Raw genomic sequence first — 18,206 nt, 5'->3', positions numbered from 1 at the left:
TTGCGACCGATGGCAAAGGGATTCAACAGCCGCGGAATGGGCGGCTTTGGCGGCGGCATGAATATGAACATGATGAAGCAGGTTCAGAAGATGCAGCAGGACATGATGAAAATGCAGCAGGAGCTGGAGACCAAGACCTACACGGCCGCCGCGGGCGGCGGCGTGGTCTCCGCCACAGTGACCGGCAAGCGGGAGCTGAAGGAGGTCGTCATTGACCCCGAGGCGGTGGATCCGGAGGATGTGGAGATGCTTCAGGACATGATCGTGGCTGCGGTGAACGAGGCTTTGCGGGCGGCAGAGAGCGACTCCGCCTCCACCATGCAGCAGCTCACCGGAGGGCTCGGCCTGCCGTTCTGAGCCGGACACAGGGGGACGGGCCAAAGGCCCGCCCCTAAGACTGCCGATAAACCCTCCTGCCGAAGGATTTGGAGGGGAAAGATAGTGTGAAAGGGAACCGTCAGGGTTCCCTTTCGCGTTGGATCAAACGACTTTTTATTATTTTATGTTAATTTTAGAAAGCCCGCCAGCTTGTCGAAACACCTTTTCGACAAGCTGGTAGCGGACCTTTGGTCCTGAGAGGGGGACAGCGCGTGGAACAGACGACACACAGGCAGATGTCGGAGAGCTTTCGGCTGGGGGCGGTGCTGGCCCTGACCGGAGGCTTTCTGGATGCGTATACCTACCTTATCCGGGGTGGAGTGTTCGCCAACGCCCAGACCGGAAATATCGTGCTGCTGGGGGTACGGCTGATGGAGGGGGACTGGGGCGGCGCAGGCCACTATCTGGTACCCATTCTGGCCTTTGCCGCGGGGGTACTGGCGGCAGAGCTGATCCGCGGACGGTTCCGGGGGGCCCAGGCCCTCCACTGGCGGCAGATCACCGTGGCGGCGGAGCTGCTCCTGCTGGCGGCGGTGGCCTTCCTGCCTGCGGCGCTGGACAACGCGGCCAATGTGTTGGTGGCCTTTGTCTGCGCGGTCCAGGTGGAGAGCTTCCGCAAGGTCAACGGCAATGCCTTTGCCACCACTATGTGCACCGGAAACCTGCGCAGCGGCACGGAGCGGCTGTACCTATGGGGGAAGACCGGCGAGCGGGACCACGGACACCGGGCGGCCCAGTACTACGGCATTATCGTGTTTTTCATCGTCGGAGCGGCACTGGGGGCCTGGTGCAGCGGCCGGTGGGGGCAGAGGGCGGTGTTGGGGGCCTGTGTGCTCCTTTTGGCGGCCTTTTTGCTTATGTTTCAGCGCAAACCCCTTGCGAGAACGGGCAAAGGGGTATAAAATAAGAACCACTTAACAATTTGAACCAAAATGGGAGGCACACAGAAATATGGGAGAGCGGTCCAAGGTTTACATGACGGACCTCCGGTGCAGGCCGGGGGTCAGCCTGCTGAACAAGCTGGAGAAGCTGATGCGCACGGCGGGCATCGGGGAGATCAACTTTGAGCGTAAGCTGGTGGCCATCAAGATGCACTTTGGCGAGCCGGGAAACTTGGCATTCCTGCGGCCCAATTACGCCAAGGTGGTGGCCGATGTGGTGAAGAGCCTGGGGGGCGTCCCCTTCCTCACCGACTGCAACACCCTCTATCCCGGCCGCCGGAAAAACGCCCTGGAGCACCTGGACGCAGCCTATGAGAACGGCTTCTCCCCGCTGTCCACCGGCTGCCAGGTGATCATCGGCGACGGCCTGCGGGGCAACGACGACGTGGAGGTGCCCGTGGAGGGGGCGGAGTACATCCAGACGGCCAAGATCGGAAAGGCCATCATGGAGGCCGATGTGATCATCTCCCTGTCCCACTTCAAGGGGCATGAGCAGACCGGCTTTGGCGGCGCCATCAAGAACTTGGGTATGGGCTGCGGCTCCCGCCGGGGCAAGATGGAGCAGCACGCCCAGGGCAAGCCGATGGTGGCGCCCCGCCGCTGTGTGGGCTGCCGCCGGTGCGCCACCCAGTGCGCCCACGGCGCCATCACCTTTGGGGAGGATCGCAAGGCGTCCATCGACTGGGACAAGTGCGTGGGCTGCGGCCGCTGTATTGCGGTGTGCAACACCGACGCCATCCGCCCTGGCAACGACGCGGCCATGGAGGAGCTGGGCTGCCGCATGGCGGAGTACGCCAAGGCGGTAGTGGACGGCCGTCCCCAGTTTCATATCAGCCTTGTCATCGACGTGTCCCCCTACTGCGACTGCCACGGGGAGAACGACCTGCCCATCGTGCCCGACGTGGGCATGTTCGCCTCCTTTGACCCGGTGGCGCTGGACCAGGCCTGCGCCGACGCCTGCGGGAAACAGCCCCCCATCCCTGGCTCCCACCTGGACGAGCAGATGCACAGGGAGGGCTTCTGCGACAAGCACGACCACTTCATCAACAGTATGCCGGACACCGACTGGCGGGTGTGCCTGGCCCACTGTGAGAAAATCGGCATCGGCACCCGCTCCTACGAGCTGGTGGAGGTAAAATAACTGCACAACGCGTAGAAAGGGAGTAATCTAATGGACGTGAAGAACATCCTGGCCCACTGCGACCACACTCTGCTCAAACAGGAGTCTACCTGGGCCCAGATCAAGGAGGTCTGCGACGACGGGCTGAAGTACGGCTGCGCCTCCGTGTGCATTCCCGCCTCCTTTGTGAAGCAGGCGGCGGACTACGTGGGCAACGAGCTCAAGATCTGCACTGTCATCGGTTTCCCCAACGGCTACTCTACCACCGCCGTCAAGGTCTTTGAGACCGAGGACGCCATCCGCAACGGCGCCGACGAGATCGACATGGTGATCAACATCGGCTGGGTGAAGGATCAGCGGTGGGATGAGGTGCTGGCCGAGATCAAGGCCATCAAAGCCTCCTGCCAGGGCCGCATCCTCAAGGTGATCGTGGAAACCTGCCTGCTCACCGAGGCGGAGAAGATCAAGCTGTGCGAGCTGGTGACCGAGTCCGGCGCGGACTACATCAAGACCTCCACCGGCTTCTCTACCGGCGGCGCCACCCGGGAGGATGTGGCCCTGTTCAAGGCCCACATCGGCCCCGGCGTGAAGATCAAGGCCGCGGGCGGCATCTCCAGCCTCCAGGACGCCGAGGACTTCATGGCCCTGGGCGCGGACCGCCTGGGCACGTCCCGGATCGTCAAGCTGGTGAAGGGCGAGCACGCCGAGGGATACTGAGCAGAACAGAACGGGGGACCGGCCCGCAGGGGCTGGCCTCCCGTTTTTGTTTCTCAAATTTTATAACAGGCGGCCGGTTTTCAACATGAAGTTCCGGCGTATCATCCATCCGGGGGAACGATGTCTCCACGCTACCCCAATATCCATCCGTAAGGTCGGTCAGGAGCCTGTGACGCAGTTAGGCCAGTTCCTGGACGAAGCATCCCAATATTCCGGTGATCAAACAGAGCCTGCCCCCTTTTCAAACAGGGGGCAGGCTCTTTACATAGAGGGGCCAGGGACGATAAAATTTTAGAGAAAATTTCCTGTGGGGCCGACTAAGGGCTGGCTTTCCGCGTCTTATTAGGCAGAAAGGAGTGAGCAAAACACGTGCAGCTGCAATTCTCGCATCCTTCCATCTCCGACTCGGAATTTGTGGAACGGATTGAGCAGAAAAAGGCATCCTTTTACCGGGTGGCCTTTGGGTATACACGAAATGAGGACGACGCCCTGGAGGTGGTTCAGGAGGCCGTCTGCAAGGCGTACACCGCCAAGTGGAGGCTTCGGGACCCCGAACGCTTTTACCCCTGGTTTTACCGAATACTGACCAATACGGCGCTGTCCTTCCTCCGCCGGCGGCCGCCGCAGGGGGCTGTGCGGGAGGCGTGGGACGCGCTCCCGGCTGAGGACGGTGAGGAGCGGTGGGCAGACTCCCTCTGGCTGAGGGAGGAGCTGGGGCGGCTGGATGACCGAAGCCGAACCGTCATTCTCCTGAAATTTTACGAGGATATGACCTTCCGGGAGATCGCCCAGGTGCTCCGCAAGCCGGAGAGTACCGTGAAATCCGATTACTACCGGGGGATGAATCAATTGAAGGAAAGGACGACACAGATATGATACAGACATCCGAAGGAAACCTGCCGCAGGGGCTGGATACCGCCATTCACACCGGCCTGGAGCGTGGGCGGCGCACGGTGGCCCGGCGGGCGCGGGTGCGGCGGGGGGCCGTCCGGTCGGCCCTGTGCCTGGCACTGGTGCTGGGCCTGTTTGCCGGAGGGGTGAACGCCTCGCCGGCCTTCGCGGCCGCCATGGAGGAGCTGCCGATTCTGGGCAGGCTGGTGCAGGTGTTCCGGGTCAATGCGCCCAGCGTGGACGGCGGACAGACTGCCGCAGGTGGCCGGGCGGCCCTGACCATGGAGCGGGAGGGCGATACGGAGTGGCTGACCCTCCGCTACGAGCAGTCCAGCGCCGGGCGCTACCACGCCGAATTCGCCTCTTTTCCCAAGACGGTCACGCTGACCCTGCCCGGGACGGAGCGGGTGGAGATCCTGTCGGAGCTCTCCCGCGCCCAGGACACCAGCCAGTACATCAAGTCTGTTTACACCGCCGAGGGGTGGGTGGACAGCGCCGCCGTGGTCCAACTGGAGCTGGAGAGCGACGCAGATGTGCAGCTCCGGGAGTACCAGGAGCCGGGCAGTATTGTGATCCGCCTGACTCCCGCAGAGAACCGGCTGGACACCATCTACTCACTGCGTACCCTGTCGGCGGACAGCCCGGAGGCCCTCAGGGCCATGGCCGCGCCGGAGGAGGGGGCGCGCCTGCTGCGGGACGACGCAGGTCGGCTTTTTGTGGAGCTGGGCCAGTATGACACCCGGGAGAAGGCCGAGCGGGCCGCCGGTGACCGGGGGGCGGCGGGCCTGATCGTGGAGCGGCGCACCGGCAACAACGTGCCGGTCTGCTATGAGACGGAGGAGGCTTACCAGAGTGCGGTTCTGCTGGACGGGTACAATGATCTTCTTCAAACTACTGTGGAGGTGGAGACTATCCTTGCTTTCCTGGAGGAACACCTGGCCGGCGCGTCCGCCGAGGTACAGGACACCATGCTCCGGGGCCTGACGGGCTTTCTGGACGGGAATGAAGCGGGGCTGGACTGGGAGCGGATTGCGGCCTGCTATGCTATGGCGGGACAGACGCTGCCCGAAAAATTCCAATGAGAAAGGCGGAGGAACATGAGACAGAGATACCTGAGACTGATATCGGTGCTGCTCCTGCTGGCCATACTGACGGCCTGCGGCACGGACAGGGAGGGCGCTGCGGGCGGCACGGTGGAGGGAGTTGTGAACCGGAACGGCGACTTTTTGGCGCTCCTGACGGACGAGGGGGAGTACCAGGCCTTTGAATTCGGAGCGGGAGTGGACACAGGCGCACTGGAGGAGGGAGACTGCGTATCCGTCACCTATACCGGAGAGCTGGGCAAGGAGGACTCCACGCCAACGGCCGTAAGTATTTCCAAACAATAGGGGAGAGGGCCCCCCCGGCAGCCTGGACTGCCGGGGGGGCATCTGCTTACGTGCGGAACCAGGGCCTTTCTGCGCTATGCTTGAAAAGCAGGAAGGGGCCGTATCATTCCCCTGAAAAGAAAAGGGGGACGGCGGTATTTTCTGGCGGCTGCACGGGAGACCTTCTCCACATAAAATTCACAATTATGTGCTATCATCCGTTTCGGGAGTGATTCGCAGTGAAACGCATTTTGATTGTGGAGGACGAGCAGGACATCCAGGAGCTGCTGGAGGCCTACCTGGGCGACGCGGGCTATGAGACGGCAACGGCGGGGGACGGCATTGAGGCGGTGAGCCGCTTTCAGCAGGAGGCGTTCGACCTGGTCCTGCTGGACGTGATGCTGCCCAAGCTGGACGGCTTCGGGGTGTGCGAGCTCATCCGCCGCCAGTCCCGGGTGCCCATTGTCCTGCTCACCGCCCTGGACGGAGAGGCCGAGCAGCTCCGGGGCTTTGATCTGGAGATCGACGACTACATCACCAAGCCCTTCTCCATGCCCATCCTGCTGCGGAAGCTGGCGGCGGTGCTGCGGCGGGCGGGGGGCGGCGCGCCCGGACGCTGCCTGCGCTACCGGGGGCTGACCCTGGACCCCGACGCGGTGGAGGTGCGCCTGGACGGCCGGGTGCTGGAGCAGCTCACCGCCCGGGAGTTTGAGCTGCTGCGGGAGCTCCTGTCCAGCCCCGGGCGGGTGTTTACCCGGGAAATTCTGCTGGCCAAGCTGTGGGGCTACGACTTTTTCGGGGACGAGCGGGTGGTGGACAGCCACATCAAGAACCTCCGCAAAAAGCTGGGGGTGGACTACATTGAGACTGTGAGGGGGGTGGGCTACCGTGTGCCGAAGGAACATCCGTGAGAGCCTGACGGCCCGTATCTTCCTGCTCACCCTGCTGCTGCTGCTGGGGGCGGGGGGACTCACCTTCGGACTGATCGCCTGGGCCACCCCCATCACCTATGTGTCCGTGGTCGGCGACCGGCTCCAGGTGCAGGTGAGCGAGCTCACCGACCGGCTGGCCCTAACTAAGCTGGCCGACGCCGGGCCCATCCTGGATGTATTTGTCCGGGAGAGCGGAGCGGCGGTATCCCTGGCGAGCCCCGACGGGGAGAGTGTGGACACGGGCTCCCTCTATGTGTCCGTCACCACGGCCGTGCAGGAGTCTGATTCGGTGTCCACCTATACCTATGGCGCCGATGGCGGCCCGGCACAGAGGGAACGGGCCGGGCACTATGTGACCACGGCCCTCAGCGACGCCCTGATCGCGGAGGTGACCTTTGCCGACCGGGCGGAAACCTATCAACTGCTGGTTGTCCCTCCCATGCGCCTGGCCAACCAGGCGGTGGAGGCCCTCAACCGGGCGGCGCCCTGCCTGGCCTTGGCCCTGTTGGCCTTTTCCCTGCTGTGCGCGGTAGGGTACTCCCGCTATCTGGCCAGGCCCATCGTCCGCATCAGCTCCATCGCGGGGCGGATGGCGGAGCTGGACTTCCAGTGGAAGTGCGGCGAGACCCGGCGGGACGAGATCGGCGCTCTAGGCCGCAGCCTGGATGAGATGGCGGAGCGCCTCTCCGCCGCCCTGGCCGAGCTGGAGGAGGCCAACGCGGCCCTGCGGGGCGACATGGAGCGGGCCAGGGAGCTGGAGCGCCAGCGGCTGGCCTTCTTCTCCGCCGCCTCCCACGAGCTGAAGACCCCCGTCACCATCCTGAAGGGGCAACTGAGCGGCATGCTGGACGGCGTGGGGGTGTACCGGGACCGGGAGAAGTATCTGGCCCGCTCCCTCCAGGTGGCGGGGCGGATGGAGGCGCTGGTGGGGGAGCTGCTGGCCGTGTCCCGCATGGAGTCGGACGGCGCCTCCCGCCGGGAGGTGGTGGAGCTGTCCGCCCTGACGGCGGAGAAGCTGGCCCAGGACGCCGAGCTGCTGGAGCAGCGGGGGATGACCGCGATGGAGGCGCTGGAGCCGGGACTTCTGGTGGAGGGGGAGCGCGCCCTGCTGGGCCGTGCGGTGGAAAACCTGCTCTCCAACGCCGCCCTCTACTCGCCGGAGGGGGCGGAGATCCGGGTGACTGCGGCGGGCCGGGGGGCTCAGGTGGTGCTGACGGTGGAAAACACCGGGGCCCGCATCCCGGCCGAGGCCCTGCCCCACCTGTTTGAGGCCTTTTACCGGGCCGAGCCCTCCCGCAGCCGGGCCACCGGCGGCAGCGGCCTGGGGCTCTATCTGGTGCGCATGATCGTGGAGCGCCACGGCGGGACGTGCCGCATCGAGAACAGCGCCGACGGGGTGTGCTTCACCGCCCTCCTTCCGCGCCTCTCCACAGAAAACACATAAATTCTCCCTTCCTCCTCCACAGGGGACCGGTATCCTTGGGACGAACCCAAACAAGAAAGGATGCCGAGCCATGCAAATTACCCTGCAAGAACTGAACATGACCTATCCCAACGGCAAGAAGGCCCTCCAGGGGGTGAGCGCCTCCCTGGACAGCCCCAGCCTGATCGGCCTGCTGGGCCCCAACGGCGCGGGCAAATCCACCCTGATGAAGCTGCTGGTGGCGGGCCTGCTGCCCACCGGCGGCGCCATACGGGCGGACGGCGAGCCTCTGACCAAATGCGAGCGGGCCTACAAGGCCCGCCTGGGCTATCTGCCCCAGGACTTCGGTCTGTTTGACGAGCTGACGGTGGAGCAGTTTCTGGACTACATGGGGGCGCTGAAGGGGCTGCGGAGCGGCCGGGAGAGCATTCGGGCGGTGATCGAGGCTGTCCATCTGGGGGAGAAGCGGCGGGCCAGAATCCGCACCCTCTCCGGCGGCCAGCGCCAGCGGGTGGGCATTGCCCAGGCCCTGCTGGGCGACCCGGCGTTTTTGATCTTTGACGAGCCCACGGTGGGCCTGGACCCGGAGGAGCGCATTCACTTCCGCAACCTGTTTTCCCGGCTGGCCCAGGACCGGCTGGTGCTCCTGTCCACCCACATCATCGAGGATGTGCAGTCGGTGTGCTCCCGCCTGCTGGTGCTCCACCAGGGGCGGCTGCGCTTCGACGGCACGCCGGAGGAGCTTATCCGGGCGGCAGAGGGCCACGTGGGCACCTTTGAGGCGCGGGCGGGGGGCCGGGAGGACGGCCTGCACATCACCGCCCGGGTGAACACCGCCCGGGGCGTGGCCTGCCGGGCGGTGGCGGAGACGCTGCCCCCCTATGTCCGGCCCGCCGAGCCCACCCTGGAGGACGCCTACCTCTATCTCATCTCCGGGGAGGGCGAGGCATGAACGTCTGGATTCTCTCGGTGCGGGAGCTGGCGCGGCTGCTGCGGGGCCGGCTCACCTGGCTGGCCGCCGCCCTCACCGTCCTGTCCCCCCTGGCGGGGCTGACGGTGTACCGGTCCGCCTCGGCCGACACGATGCAGTCCCTCTATGTGGCCAATCCCGCCCTGGCCGGGGGCGTGCTGGGCGGGCTGTTCTTTGCCCTGCTCACCCTCTGCGACTGCGCCCGTACCTCCCGCTGCCGGGTGGAGGTGCTCTGCGACGCGGCGGTGTCTCCCCTGACCGCTGCCCTGGCAAGGCTGATGGCCCTGCTAGGGACGGCGGCGCTGACCCTGGCCCTCACCCTTCTGACCTGGCTGCCCTGGACGGCCCATACCGTGGGCGCCGTCTTTGACGGCGGGGATTATCTGCTGGCCTACCTCATTCTCATGGGCCTGGCACTCCCCCTGTGTATCCTGCTGGCCGGGGCAGCGTGGCAGTTCACCCGCCGCTTTGACCTGTCCCTGGTGCTGGTGGCCGCTCTGGCGGCCCTGAGCCTCACCATCTGGCGGGACAACTGGCAGCTCTGCTGGCTCAACCCCTGCGTCTGGGCCCTGTCCGACGATTTCTCCAACTTCCGCATCCTCCGCTCCGCCGCCTACATGCGCCTGACCTGGCTGCTGGGCCTGGCGGGGCTGTGGGCCCTGTCCTACCTGTGCATCCGGCGGTACGGCCGGGGCCCCCTGGGCTCTCTGGCCCGCACGGCCCGGCGGGTATACCGCCCCCTGCTGGCCGCGGCCCTGCTGCTCTGCTGCGGCTGGAGCTGTGCCGCTCAGCCCTTCATCGACCACAGCAACCCGGATCTCAGCGCCATGACCTTCCTGACGATGGAACCGCTGGAGGGGGTGGCCTGCCTGCGCCGCTCCGTCCAGGTCACGCCGGACACAAGGCGGGGCACGGTGGAGGGTACGGCCTCCTACCAGCTCCAGAATACCACGGGGCAGGAGCAGACGGTGGCCCTCGGCGTCACCCCCGGCTACACCATCTCCAACGTCCGGGCCAACGGGGTGGAGGTCCCCTTCTCGGTGAGCGATTACCAGGAGTACAACGAGGCCAAACTGGAGGTCGCCATCCCGGCCGAGGAGCAGGTGGAGCTGACCCTGGAGTACGGCGGCTTCCCCCAGGAGAGCATGCCCACCATGCAAGGGAGCAAGGAGCTCAGCGGCGAATACCTCTGTCTGGAGAACGCGGCCCTCTCTCCCCGCCTGATGAACGTGATGCCAGGCGAAGACGGCTATCCCGCCACAATTGAGATCACCCTGCCCGCCGCCATGATGGCCATCCCCTTCGGCGCCAGCGAGGCGGAGGTGGTGGCCGAACATGGGGACGGCACCAAAACCTGGCGCTATGAGACCAACAGCGCCGGCGGCATCCTCTACGCCGGCGACTACGTTCGTGAGGAGATCCAGGCCAGGGGGCTCACCATCGACTTCTACTACGGCCGCAAGCACCAGGCCGTCATGGAGGCCGCCGGCGCGGCGGAGGCCGTCCTGGCGGTGATGGACTACTGCGCCGGGCACTACGGTTCTCTTGCCTTCGGGGATGGGGAGCGCCTCAAGCTGATCCAGAGCCGGGTGGCCGGCGGCGGCTACGCCGGGGACGGGGCCAGCCTGCTGGACGAGGCCGACTTCACCGCCCACAACCTGGGCGACGCAGACAAGGGCGGCGGGGCCGCCGAGGTGATGATCCACGAGCTGGTCCACCAGTGGTGGGGCTTGGGCAACATGTTTGACACCGCCGACCCCTGGTCGGCGGAGGGCCTGACGTGCTACACCACCTACCGCATCGCGAAGGAGCTCTACGGCGAGGACTACGCCAGGGAGCACTATGTGAACCAGTGGCGTGCGGAGGTGGAGGACTACTACCTCAACTTCTACGTCCGCCACCCGGAGTACCTGGAGGCCCTGCCCGAGGCGGAGCGGCTGGCCATCTCCAACTCCCTGTCCGGCATGCGCCGGTACAGCGAGATGCCGCTGAAGATTTTGAAAGCGGAGGAGCTGGTGGGGGGCGAGGCGGCCATGGATGAGATCCTGCACGGCCTCTTCAACCGGGAGCTGGATCCCATGTACCCCTATCTGACCTACCAGGAATTTTTGGACGCCTGCGGGCTGACGGAGGAGGACTTGACCCTTGATTAAGATATTTCGCTGCGAGTGCCGGCGGCTGCTGTGCAACAAGTTTTTCATCGGCCTGCTGGCGGTGCTGCTGTTCTATGCCGGACAGGTGTTCTACGCCGTAGCCCTCCCCGGCGTGGCCCATACGGCCCCTTTTTCGCCCTGGAGCTTCGGGGCCTACCTGGGGCGGCTGCTGCCCCTTGTGTGGGTGGGGGCCCTGTTTTTCCTCACCTTTTTCACGTCGGCCCGGGAGCGGCGGGCGGCGGTGCTCACCCCCCCCCCCCACCCCCGCCGACCCCCGGCGGTACGCCCTGGCCCGCTGCGCTGCCGCCCTGGTGGGGGTGGCTCTGCTCTGCCTGGCGGCGCTGGCCCTGGCCGCCCTGCTCTATGCCCGCCTGTTCGGCTGGACGGACTGGGGCTCCCTGGCCCTGCCCGCCCTGGTGATCCTGGCGCCCCCTCTGGTGTTCGCCCTGGGCAGCGGCTGGCTGCTGGGCCGCCTGCGGCCCTGGCTGCTCTATGTGTGGATGCTCCTCCCCTTTGCCCTGGCGGCCCTGCCTCTGCCGGAGGCCCTGGGGCTGTGGAACGGCGGCCTGTGCACGTCCTATCCCCTGACTCTGGGGATGCTGGACCCGGCTTTCTCCCTCCCGGCGGCGGCCTGGGCCGTCCAAGGGCTGCTTCTGGCTGCCGGGGTGCTCCTTTTGCTGGTGGCGGGAAAGGGGAAAAAGGTGTATAATCAGTGACAGACCGTATACCATAAGCACATAGGTTCCAGAAGGAGGCGTAACAGATGGATTCTAACGAGAGCCGGGCGCGGGCGCTGTTGGGCGACCTGTCCGCCGGGTGCAGCGCGGTGGCGTGGGAGACGGCGGACGGCGGGCACCTGTGGGGGCGTAACTTCGATTTCAACCGCATTGCGGCGGACAGCAAGGTGACCTTTGTACCACGGGGACAGGTGTTCTACGCCTGCGGTACCGAGCTGGAGGGCAATCTGGAGCCGTCCACCCGCTGTACGGCGGCCTACGCTGCGGTGGGCATCGGCTCCCTGGTGCTGCGTTCCACCCCGGCCCTGTATGAGGGCCTCAACGAGAAGGGACTGATGGGCGGCCAGCTCTACTACCGCACGTTTGCCCACTTTGCCCCGGAGGCGCGGCCCGGCACCCTGCCCCTCCAGCCGCCCTTCCTGGTGACCTGGTGCCTGGCCACCTGCGCCTCGGTGGAGGAGGTGGCCCGCGCACTGGAGGAGCGGGTGTCGCTGGTGGCCATCCCCATGCTGGGGACCGTGCCGCCCATCCACTGGATGTTTTCCGACCGCACCGGGGAGAGCATCGTGGTGGAGTCCGACCGGGACGGGCTGCACATCTACCGGAACACGGTTGGGGTGATGACCAACAGCCCCGGCTACCCGTGGCACCGTACCAATCTGTTGAACTATCCCCAGCTCCGGCCCCTGGATTACGGAGAGCTGGCCTGGGGCGGGGAACGGCTGGAGCCCTGCTTTTCCGGCAGCGGGGCGGCCGGCCTGCCCGGGGACTGGTCGTCCCCCTCCCGCTTCGTGCGGCTGGCCTTCCTCCGGGAGCACGCGGTCAAGGGCGGGGACGAAGCGGAGGGGGTGTCCCTTCTGTTCCGCCTGCTCCACAGCGCCGCCTTTCCTTTGGGTGCGGTGGAGCTCACCGGGCCGGGGGAGATCACCCCCCACGACCGGGGCGTGGTGCCCTATGACTACACGGTGTATTCCTCCGTTCTCTGCGCCGAGTCCATGCGCTTCTACTGGCTCACTTACCGGAACAGCCGGGTGCGCTATGTGGAGCTCTCACGCCTGCTGAAGGGAGACCGCCCCCTCCAGTTCGCGCTGGGGGAGGAGCCGGAGTTCTGCGACGTGACCGGTGAAGGCGTATAACACTCCAACAGGGCGCACCACGAAAAAATGCAAAAGCTCAGGTGCATGAAGTGTTTGCGCATGCGGGCCGTCCCGTAATCGCATGGCCGTGCCGCGGTAAGCGGCGCATGGCCAACTTTGCTATGCTTATGAATAGCAAAAAGTACCCCCTGCCGCATGCGGCAGGGGGTACTTTTTTATCAAACGCGCTCCGGGTCCCCGGCAATGGGCTGGAAGTATTTTGTCCGGTACTCCTGAAAGAGGTCGTCAAACTCCTGGTTGAAACCGCCGTGATGTAGCTCGTGCATATAGGCGTGGGAGTCGATGCGCACCTTGTCGTCGGGCGAGGAGGTCTGGCGCAGGATGTGCAGAGCCACGTTGGAACAGTGGTCGGACATGCGCTCCAGATTGATCAGCAGCTCCAGGAACTGGGTGCCCAGCTCGATGGTGCACTCACCGGCCTTAAGGCGCTCCACATGGCGGTTTTTCAGGGTGGCGGCGATCAGATCTACAACCTCCTCCAGCGGCTCCACCTGGACAGCCAGGGTGCGCTGGCGGCTCTGGTAGCAGGCTACCGTCTTGTCCAGCGTCTCTCCCACCGCCGCGGTGAGCCTCTCAAGCTCGGCCCGGGCCTGGGGGGAGAAGGTAATGTTCCGGTCGTGGAGGACGACCGCGCTCTCCGAGACGTTGACAGCGTAATCGCCGATGCGCTCAAAGTCGGACAGGGTGTGCAGCAGCTCGGACACCCGGGTGCTCTCCTCGGCGGTCAGCGCCCGGTCGGTGAGCTTGACCAGATAGTTGTCCAGCAGACCCTCCAGCTTGTCCAGCGCCACCTCGGTTTCGTTGAGCCGCTCCAGCTTCTTGGCGTCAAATTTCCAGATGAGCTCCACAGCCAGCCGGTAGTTGTCCCGGGCGAACTCGCTCATCTGCACCACCGCATCGTGGGCCCGCTCCAGCGCCAGGGAGGGGGAGGACAGGAAACGGTCGTCCAGCACGGACAGCTCCCGCTCCTCCGCGTCGCCGGGCACCACCGCCTTGACCAGCTTGACGAGCTGGCGGTGGAAGGGAAGAAGCAGGGCAGTACAGGCGATGTTGAACGCCAGGTGGAGGTTGGCGATAGAGCCCATGTCCATGGTGTTTTCCCAGAACGGAAAGCGAAACAGGGCGTTGCCCGCGTACAGAACCACCAGAAAAAAGACCGAGCCGATGATGTTGAAAAAGAGGTGAATCATGGCGGTCCGCTTGGCATTTTTGGAAGCGCCCACCGACGAGATGAGCGCGGTGATGCAGGTGCCGATGTTCTGGCCCATAATCAGCGGCATGGCGATGTTGAAGGAAACCACGCCGGTGGTGCTGATGGCCTGGAGTATGCCCATAGAGGCGGAGGAGCTCTGGAGCAGGGCGGTGACCGCCGCTCCCACGGCTACGCCCAGAAGGGGATTGGAGAAGGCGGTAAACACCGACTGGAACTCCGGAAGATTCTTCAGCGGCTCCACGGCGGAGGACATGGTGTTCATGCCGATGAACAGCAGGCCCAGGCCCAGCACGATCTGGCCCACAATGCGCTTGTGCCCGCCCTTGATGAACATGTAGAAGATGATGCCCACAACCGCCAGAATGGGCCCCAGGAAGGAGGGCTGCAGGAACATCATCACGATGTTGTCCGCGTCGATATCACCCAGGCGCAGCAACTGCGCGGTGACGGTGGTGCCGATATTGGCGCCCATGATGATGCCCACCGTCTGCTCCAGCTTCATGATGCCCGCGTTGACGAAACCGACGCACATGACGGTGGTGGCGGCGGAGCTCTGGATCAGCCCGGTGACGACGGCCCCCAGAAGGACCCCCTTGAATACGTTGCTGGTAAGACGCTCCAGGATATGCTCCAGCCGGCCGCTGGAGAGCTTCTCCAGGCCGTCCGTCATGGTGGACATACCAAACAGGAACGTGGCGATGGCGCCAAACATGGCGACTATATTCGCAATATCCAAAATGCTCCCCCAAATCTGACTCCGCGGTCAAATTTTCGAAAAATTTTGCTCATTTCCGACCACGATAAATTATAGCCTTCTGGCAGCGGTTCGTAAATATAGAGGGAGCGATTTTTAAAAATTTAGCAGTTTCACTAAAAGCAATGGGGGAAAAACCGTCAATTTCGTTCACGTTCCGCAGGGGAAGCCCGCATGGAACAGGATCGTTGACATAGGGACAGACGCGGGCGGAATAGAGTGGAACTATGGAGGTGTGACAAATGTTCACTGCGTGGATTTTGCTGATGCTCAACAGCCTGTTCTTCACCCTGCGCCTCTCCGGCGGGGGAAGCGGCTCCTTCCCCCGTCCGCTGAAAGCGGAGGAGGAGCGGATGTACCTGGAGCGGATGGCGCAGGGTGATCTGGAGGCCCGGAACATCCTCATCGAGCACAACCTGCGCCTGGTGGCGCACATCATGAAAAAGTACTATACACCCAACGGGGATCAGGACGATCTGATCTCCATCGGCACCATCGGACTGATCAAGGGGATCAGTACCTTCAAGCCGGACAAGAACGTGCGCTTGGCCACCTATGCCTCCCGCTGTATCGAAAACGAGATCCTGATGCACTTCCGCGCCCAGCGGAAGCTGCAGGGGGAGGTCTCCCTGTCGGATTCCATTGACGGGGATGGGGACGGCAACTCCCTGTCGCTGATGGACACCATCAGCGTGGACGACAATATGCTGGAGGAGCTGGATGCCCGTGACTCCTGCGCCAAGGTGCGCCGGTGCGTCAAGCGATGCCTGGACGAGCGGGAGGCCATGATCATCACCCTCCGGTATGGCCTGAATGCCCGCCCGCCCCTGACCCAGCGGGAGATCGCGGCCCAGTGCGGCATCTCCCGCTCCTATGTATCGCGCCGCGGCTATTGCAAGCGCGGAGGGGGATGTCTCCGGGGGCCGGGACGGCCCGGACGGAGACGCCACCCTCACTGCGGTGTCAGAGCGGGAAAAGCCAGCTTCTCGGAGGGAGGCCCGGAGTGCCGGACGTGCGGCCGACATCAACACCAGTGGTACAGTCAGCTCAGCGGATACCGGAGGTATCCGGCCACCAGGTCAATGAATACGCTGTTGGAGGGACTGCGGGTCAGGTGCCGTCCGGCCAGGGTATTCAGAAGGCTGTGGTCCTCAAGTTTCCAGCAGTCCCCGATTACGGTGCGGACAGCGCGCTCCACCGCGATTGAGGTGGTATGGAACTGCTTGGCGGTTTCCCGGTAGAGACGCTTGGTGATCAACTGGAGGGAGCTGGGATTGGCCGCCACCTGCACAGACATGTATACGGTGTAGTCAAATCCGACCAGGTTTCTGCGCACGCCCAGCCGGCGCAGGAGCAGCTCTGCCTTTTGAGAGGCATTTGCCGCGTCAAAAGTAGGTGACAGGGTGAAATTTGTCATAGGACAGACTCCTTTTTTCAAAAAGTAGATGTAAGGGAGCGTCCATGACTGGTGTGGACCGAGCCGCAAGCGACCCTCTGGTGGATGGAGCGCATCCGCTGCTTGACCTCCGATAGGCTTTCCAAAAACTATATGTACGCAAAAGAGGAAAATTGGACAAATGATTGAAAGATGGGAGAGGAATCTGCTTTTTTGTGGGGTTAATTTCCAAGGAAGTCGACAATATCCACGGAATAGGATACTTTTTTTCTTTGACAGCCGTTTGGAATGAATACATTCCGTATCTGGCGCAAATACCAAGGTAAAATCAAACGGAATCCATAGGTTCCAGGCTTGATTTTAAGGAGGTCTTCATGTCAGAGAAAATTAAGCAGGATATCTCAATTGGCAAAAACCTGCATCGCCTGCGCAAGCAGGCCGGACTGTCCCAGGAGCAGGTCGCGGTAAAGCTCCAGGTCATGGGCCTCCCTGTCAGCCGGGAAATCATCTCCCAGATGGAACTGGGCCGCTACAGTATCCGGGTCAGCGTCCTGATCGCTTTGAAGCAGATTTACGGCGTTTCTTATGAGGAGTTTTTTCAGGGCCTGCCAGACAGCCGGTAAAATGCAGGGAAGAAAAGCCGGAGCACCTGTGATAAAATAAAGAGAGAGAACAGGCGAGGGGGGAATGATACATGAATGAGGAACAGGGGAAATTCCTGGAGGAACTCTACCACGCGAATTTTAAGCGGATGCTCCTCGAGCTCTACCCCATATTAAAGGACATGCCCTCGGCACAGGTTGCCATTCAGGAAGCGGCGCGGATTGCGTGCCAAAAGCCGGAGGAGATGATGAGCAGCCCAAATCCCGCCGGATGGCTGCGGAAAACGGCGGGGCTGGTGGCGAAGAACATGCTGCGGGAGCAGGCCCGCCAGAAACGGACCTTTCTTCCGCTGGAAGTGCTTCTGCCGGAGAGCGAACCGTCAGAATGGGACGACAGCGACCGCGAATTGGTGCAGTTGTGTCTGGATGTCGTCTCCGAGGAGGATTTTACCCTGTTCCGAAGAGTGACCCTGGATGGTTGGACCTATGTGGATGCGGCGAAGGCGGCTGGCATTTCCCTATGGGCCTGTTACAAGCGCGTGGAGCGGACGCAGAAAAAGCTCCGCCGCGCCATAGAGGAGCACCCGGAGCGATTTTTTTGAGACCTGTCCAAAAACAGGATGCTGTCTACATATAAATTATTGAAGGGGGCGCAATCGAATGGCAAGCCCGAGCAAAAATCAGAACTACGCCTATCTAAGCCGCCTGAGCACCCAAAAGCTGATGGAGCTGCTGGCCGCTGCGCCGGCGCCCGCAGAAACGCCCGAGGACAAAGCTTATATAGACGCAATTGTGGAGGTGGTCTTAGAGAGAGAAGAGAGACATCCGACAGGGCTTCTCCCCGACCCCGAGCAGGCATGGGAGGAGTTTCAGCAGTACTATAATACCCCGGAGGGGGAGGACCTGTCCCTCTACCCCGCAGAGAACCCCGGAACAGCCCCATCAGAACCAGCCCCCTCTCAGACAGAGTACCGGCCCCAAAGAAGGCCAAAACGCCACTTTTTTCGACGCGTTGTCATAGTAGCGGCTGTGGTGGTGTGTATCGCATTGCCCCCTGCGCTTGGTTTCGAGAATGTGTTTCAGATGATTAGTTCCTGGTCGGACGACATATTTTTGATGAAGGATAATGCTAATACATTTAAAAATGAATATACACTTCCTGAAAGCTGCGAATATGAAAATCTTGAGGAAGCATTAAAGGAGTATGGAATAACAGCTAATATTGTACCAAGTTGGATACCAGAGGGGTTTATTTTAGATGGCATTATGGTAAATAAACTTCAAGAACCTGAAAGAATTGAGATACGCGCATATTATTTAAATGGGGAGAGAATGATTTCAATTTTTTATAATAGATATAGTGATTCGTTTACATCTTATGAAAAAAACGATTACTCTGTAGAAGAATATTTTATAGGGGGGATAAAACATTATATATTTGATAACTTGGGAAAA

Annotated in this window: 18 protein-coding genes and 1 pseudogene; 17 read left to right on the top strand and 2 right to left on the bottom strand. The window is 62.9% G+C overall.

Annotated features, from left to right (window positions below):
• The first annotated feature begins 9 nt into the window (after nt 1-9).
• The 13 genes from ACESY8_RS05795 (at nt 10) to ACESY8_RS05735 (ending at nt 12,765) form a co-directional block, all read left to right on the top strand.
• Nucleotides 10-357, top strand: coding sequence for a YbaB/EbfC family nucleoid-associated protein (locus ACESY8_RS05795; protein WP_007492302.1), 348 nt, complete (start codon nt 10-12; stop codon nt 355-357).
• A 233-nt stretch (nt 358-590) separates the two neighbouring features.
• Complete coding sequence (locus tag ACESY8_RS05790; protein ID WP_009260912.1) at nt 591-1,280, top strand: YoaK family protein; 690 nt, start codon at nt 591-593, stop codon at nt 1,278-1,280.
• Between the two features lie 49 nt (nt 1,281-1,329).
• The gene (locus ACESY8_RS05785) at nt 1,330-2,460 is read left to right on the top strand and encodes a DUF362 domain-containing protein (RefSeq protein WP_007492306.1); all 1,131 of its coding nucleotides are present in this window, start codon (nt 1,330-1,332) and stop codon (nt 2,458-2,460) included.
• 30 nt (nt 2,461-2,490) lie between these two features.
• Nucleotides 2,491-3,156, top strand: coding sequence for a deoxyribose-phosphate aldolase (deoC, locus tag ACESY8_RS05780; protein ID WP_007492308.1), 666 nt, complete (start codon nt 2,491-2,493; stop codon nt 3,154-3,156).
• 369 nt (nt 3,157-3,525) lie between these two features.
• On the top strand, nt 3,526-4,032 hold the full coding sequence (locus ACESY8_RS05775) for a sigma-70 family RNA polymerase sigma factor (protein ID WP_044939524.1): 507 nt from the start codon (nt 3,526-3,528) through the stop codon (nt 4,030-4,032).
• The gene (locus tag ACESY8_RS05770; RefSeq protein ID WP_054338379.1) at nt 4,029-5,129 is read left to right on the top strand and encodes a hypothetical protein; all 1,101 of its coding nucleotides are present in this window, start codon (nt 4,029-4,031) and stop codon (nt 5,127-5,129) included. Before ACESY8_RS05775 ends, ACESY8_RS05770 begins: the two co-directional genes overlap by 4 nt.
• Nucleotides 5,130-5,144: 15 nt before the next feature.
• The gene (locus tag ACESY8_RS05765; RefSeq protein ID WP_054338378.1) at nt 5,145-5,435 is read left to right on the top strand and encodes a hypothetical protein; all 291 of its coding nucleotides are present in this window, start codon (nt 5,145-5,147) and stop codon (nt 5,433-5,435) included.
• A 218-nt stretch (nt 5,436-5,653) separates the two neighbouring features.
• The gene (locus ACESY8_RS05760; RefSeq protein WP_054338377.1) at nt 5,654-6,325 is read left to right on the top strand and encodes a response regulator transcription factor; all 672 of its coding nucleotides are present in this window, start codon (nt 5,654-5,656) and stop codon (nt 6,323-6,325) included.
• Nucleotides 6,303-7,790 (top strand): sensor histidine kinase, encoded by a 1,488-nt coding sequence (locus ACESY8_RS05755; RefSeq protein ID WP_434307950.1) that lies wholly within the window; start codon nt 6,303-6,305, stop codon nt 7,788-7,790. Before ACESY8_RS05760 ends, ACESY8_RS05755 begins: the two co-directional genes overlap by 23 nt.
• Nucleotides 7,791-7,860: 70 nt before the next feature.
• Nucleotides 7,861-8,721, top strand: coding sequence for an ATP-binding cassette domain-containing protein (locus tag ACESY8_RS05750; RefSeq protein ID WP_021630072.1), 861 nt, complete (start codon nt 7,861-7,863; stop codon nt 8,719-8,721).
• Nucleotides 8,718-10,892: a M1 aminopeptidase family protein gene (locus ACESY8_RS05745; protein ID WP_434307951.1), complete on the top strand. Its 2,175-nt coding sequence runs from the start codon at nt 8,718-8,720 to the stop codon at nt 10,890-10,892. Before ACESY8_RS05750 ends, ACESY8_RS05745 begins: the two co-directional genes overlap by 4 nt.
• A 317-nt stretch (nt 10,893-11,209) precedes the next feature.
• A complete protein-coding gene (locus tag ACESY8_RS05740; protein ID WP_238047565.1) occupies nt 11,210-11,608 on the top strand; it encodes a hypothetical protein in 399 nt (132 codons plus the stop codon).
• 47 nt (nt 11,609-11,655) lie between these two features.
• Nucleotides 11,656-12,765, top strand: coding sequence for a linear amide C-N hydrolase (locus ACESY8_RS05735; RefSeq protein ID WP_009260903.1), 1,110 nt, complete (start codon nt 11,656-11,658; stop codon nt 12,763-12,765).
• Nucleotides 12,766-12,944: 179 nt separating this feature from the next.
• On the opposite strand, the gene ACESY8_RS05730 is transcribed toward ACESY8_RS05735, so the two are convergent.
• Nucleotides 12,945-14,735 carry a Na/Pi cotransporter family protein gene (locus ACESY8_RS05730; protein ID WP_039997283.1) on the bottom strand — a complete coding sequence of 597 codons (1,791 nt, stop codon included), beginning with the start codon at nt 14,733-14,735 and terminating at the stop codon, nt 12,945-12,947.
• Between the two features lie 260 nt (nt 14,736-14,995).
• On the opposite strand from ACESY8_RS05730, the pseudogene sigK reads away from it, so the two are divergent.
• Nucleotides 14,996-15,637: pseudogene (gene sigK, locus ACESY8_RS05725) on the top strand (RNA polymerase sporulation sigma factor SigK); the annotation flags it as partial.
• 158 nt (nt 15,638-15,795) lie between these two features.
• On the opposite strand, the gene ACESY8_RS05720 reads toward sigK, so the two are convergent.
• The gene (locus tag ACESY8_RS05720; protein WP_243427569.1) at nt 15,796-16,050 is read right to left on the bottom strand and encodes a sporulation initiation factor Spo0A C-terminal domain-containing protein; all 255 of its coding nucleotides are present in this window, start codon (nt 16,048-16,050) and stop codon (nt 15,796-15,798) included.
• Nucleotides 16,051-16,523: 473 nt separating this feature from the next.
• Between ACESY8_RS05720 and ACESY8_RS05715 the strand changes: the two genes are divergently transcribed.
• The 3 genes from ACESY8_RS05715 to ACESY8_RS05705 all read left to right on the top strand — a co-directional run.
• Complete coding sequence (locus ACESY8_RS05715) at nt 16,524-16,772, top strand: helix-turn-helix domain-containing protein (RefSeq protein WP_007492336.1); 249 nt, start codon at nt 16,524-16,526, stop codon at nt 16,770-16,772.
• A 71-nt stretch (nt 16,773-16,843) separates the two neighbouring features.
• Nucleotides 16,844-17,353: an RNA polymerase sigma factor gene (locus ACESY8_RS05710; RefSeq protein WP_024724467.1), complete on the top strand. Its 510-nt coding sequence runs from the start codon at nt 16,844-16,846 to the stop codon at nt 17,351-17,353.
• A 58-nt stretch (nt 17,354-17,411) separates the two neighbouring features.
• Nucleotides 17,412-18,206, top strand: a 795-nt coding sequence (locus tag ACESY8_RS05705; protein ID WP_498794661.1) for a DUF4367 domain-containing protein, incomplete at its 3' end; no start/stop codon positions are given.

The organism is Clostridium sp. ATCC BAA-442, from assembly GCF_964239415.1.
Classification (GTDB): Bacteria; Bacillota; Clostridia; order Oscillospirales; family Oscillospiraceae; genus Flavonifractor; species Flavonifractor plautii.
The sequence above is the reverse complement of the archived record's forward strand: the minus strand, read 5'-3'. Positions and strand labels throughout refer to the sequence as shown.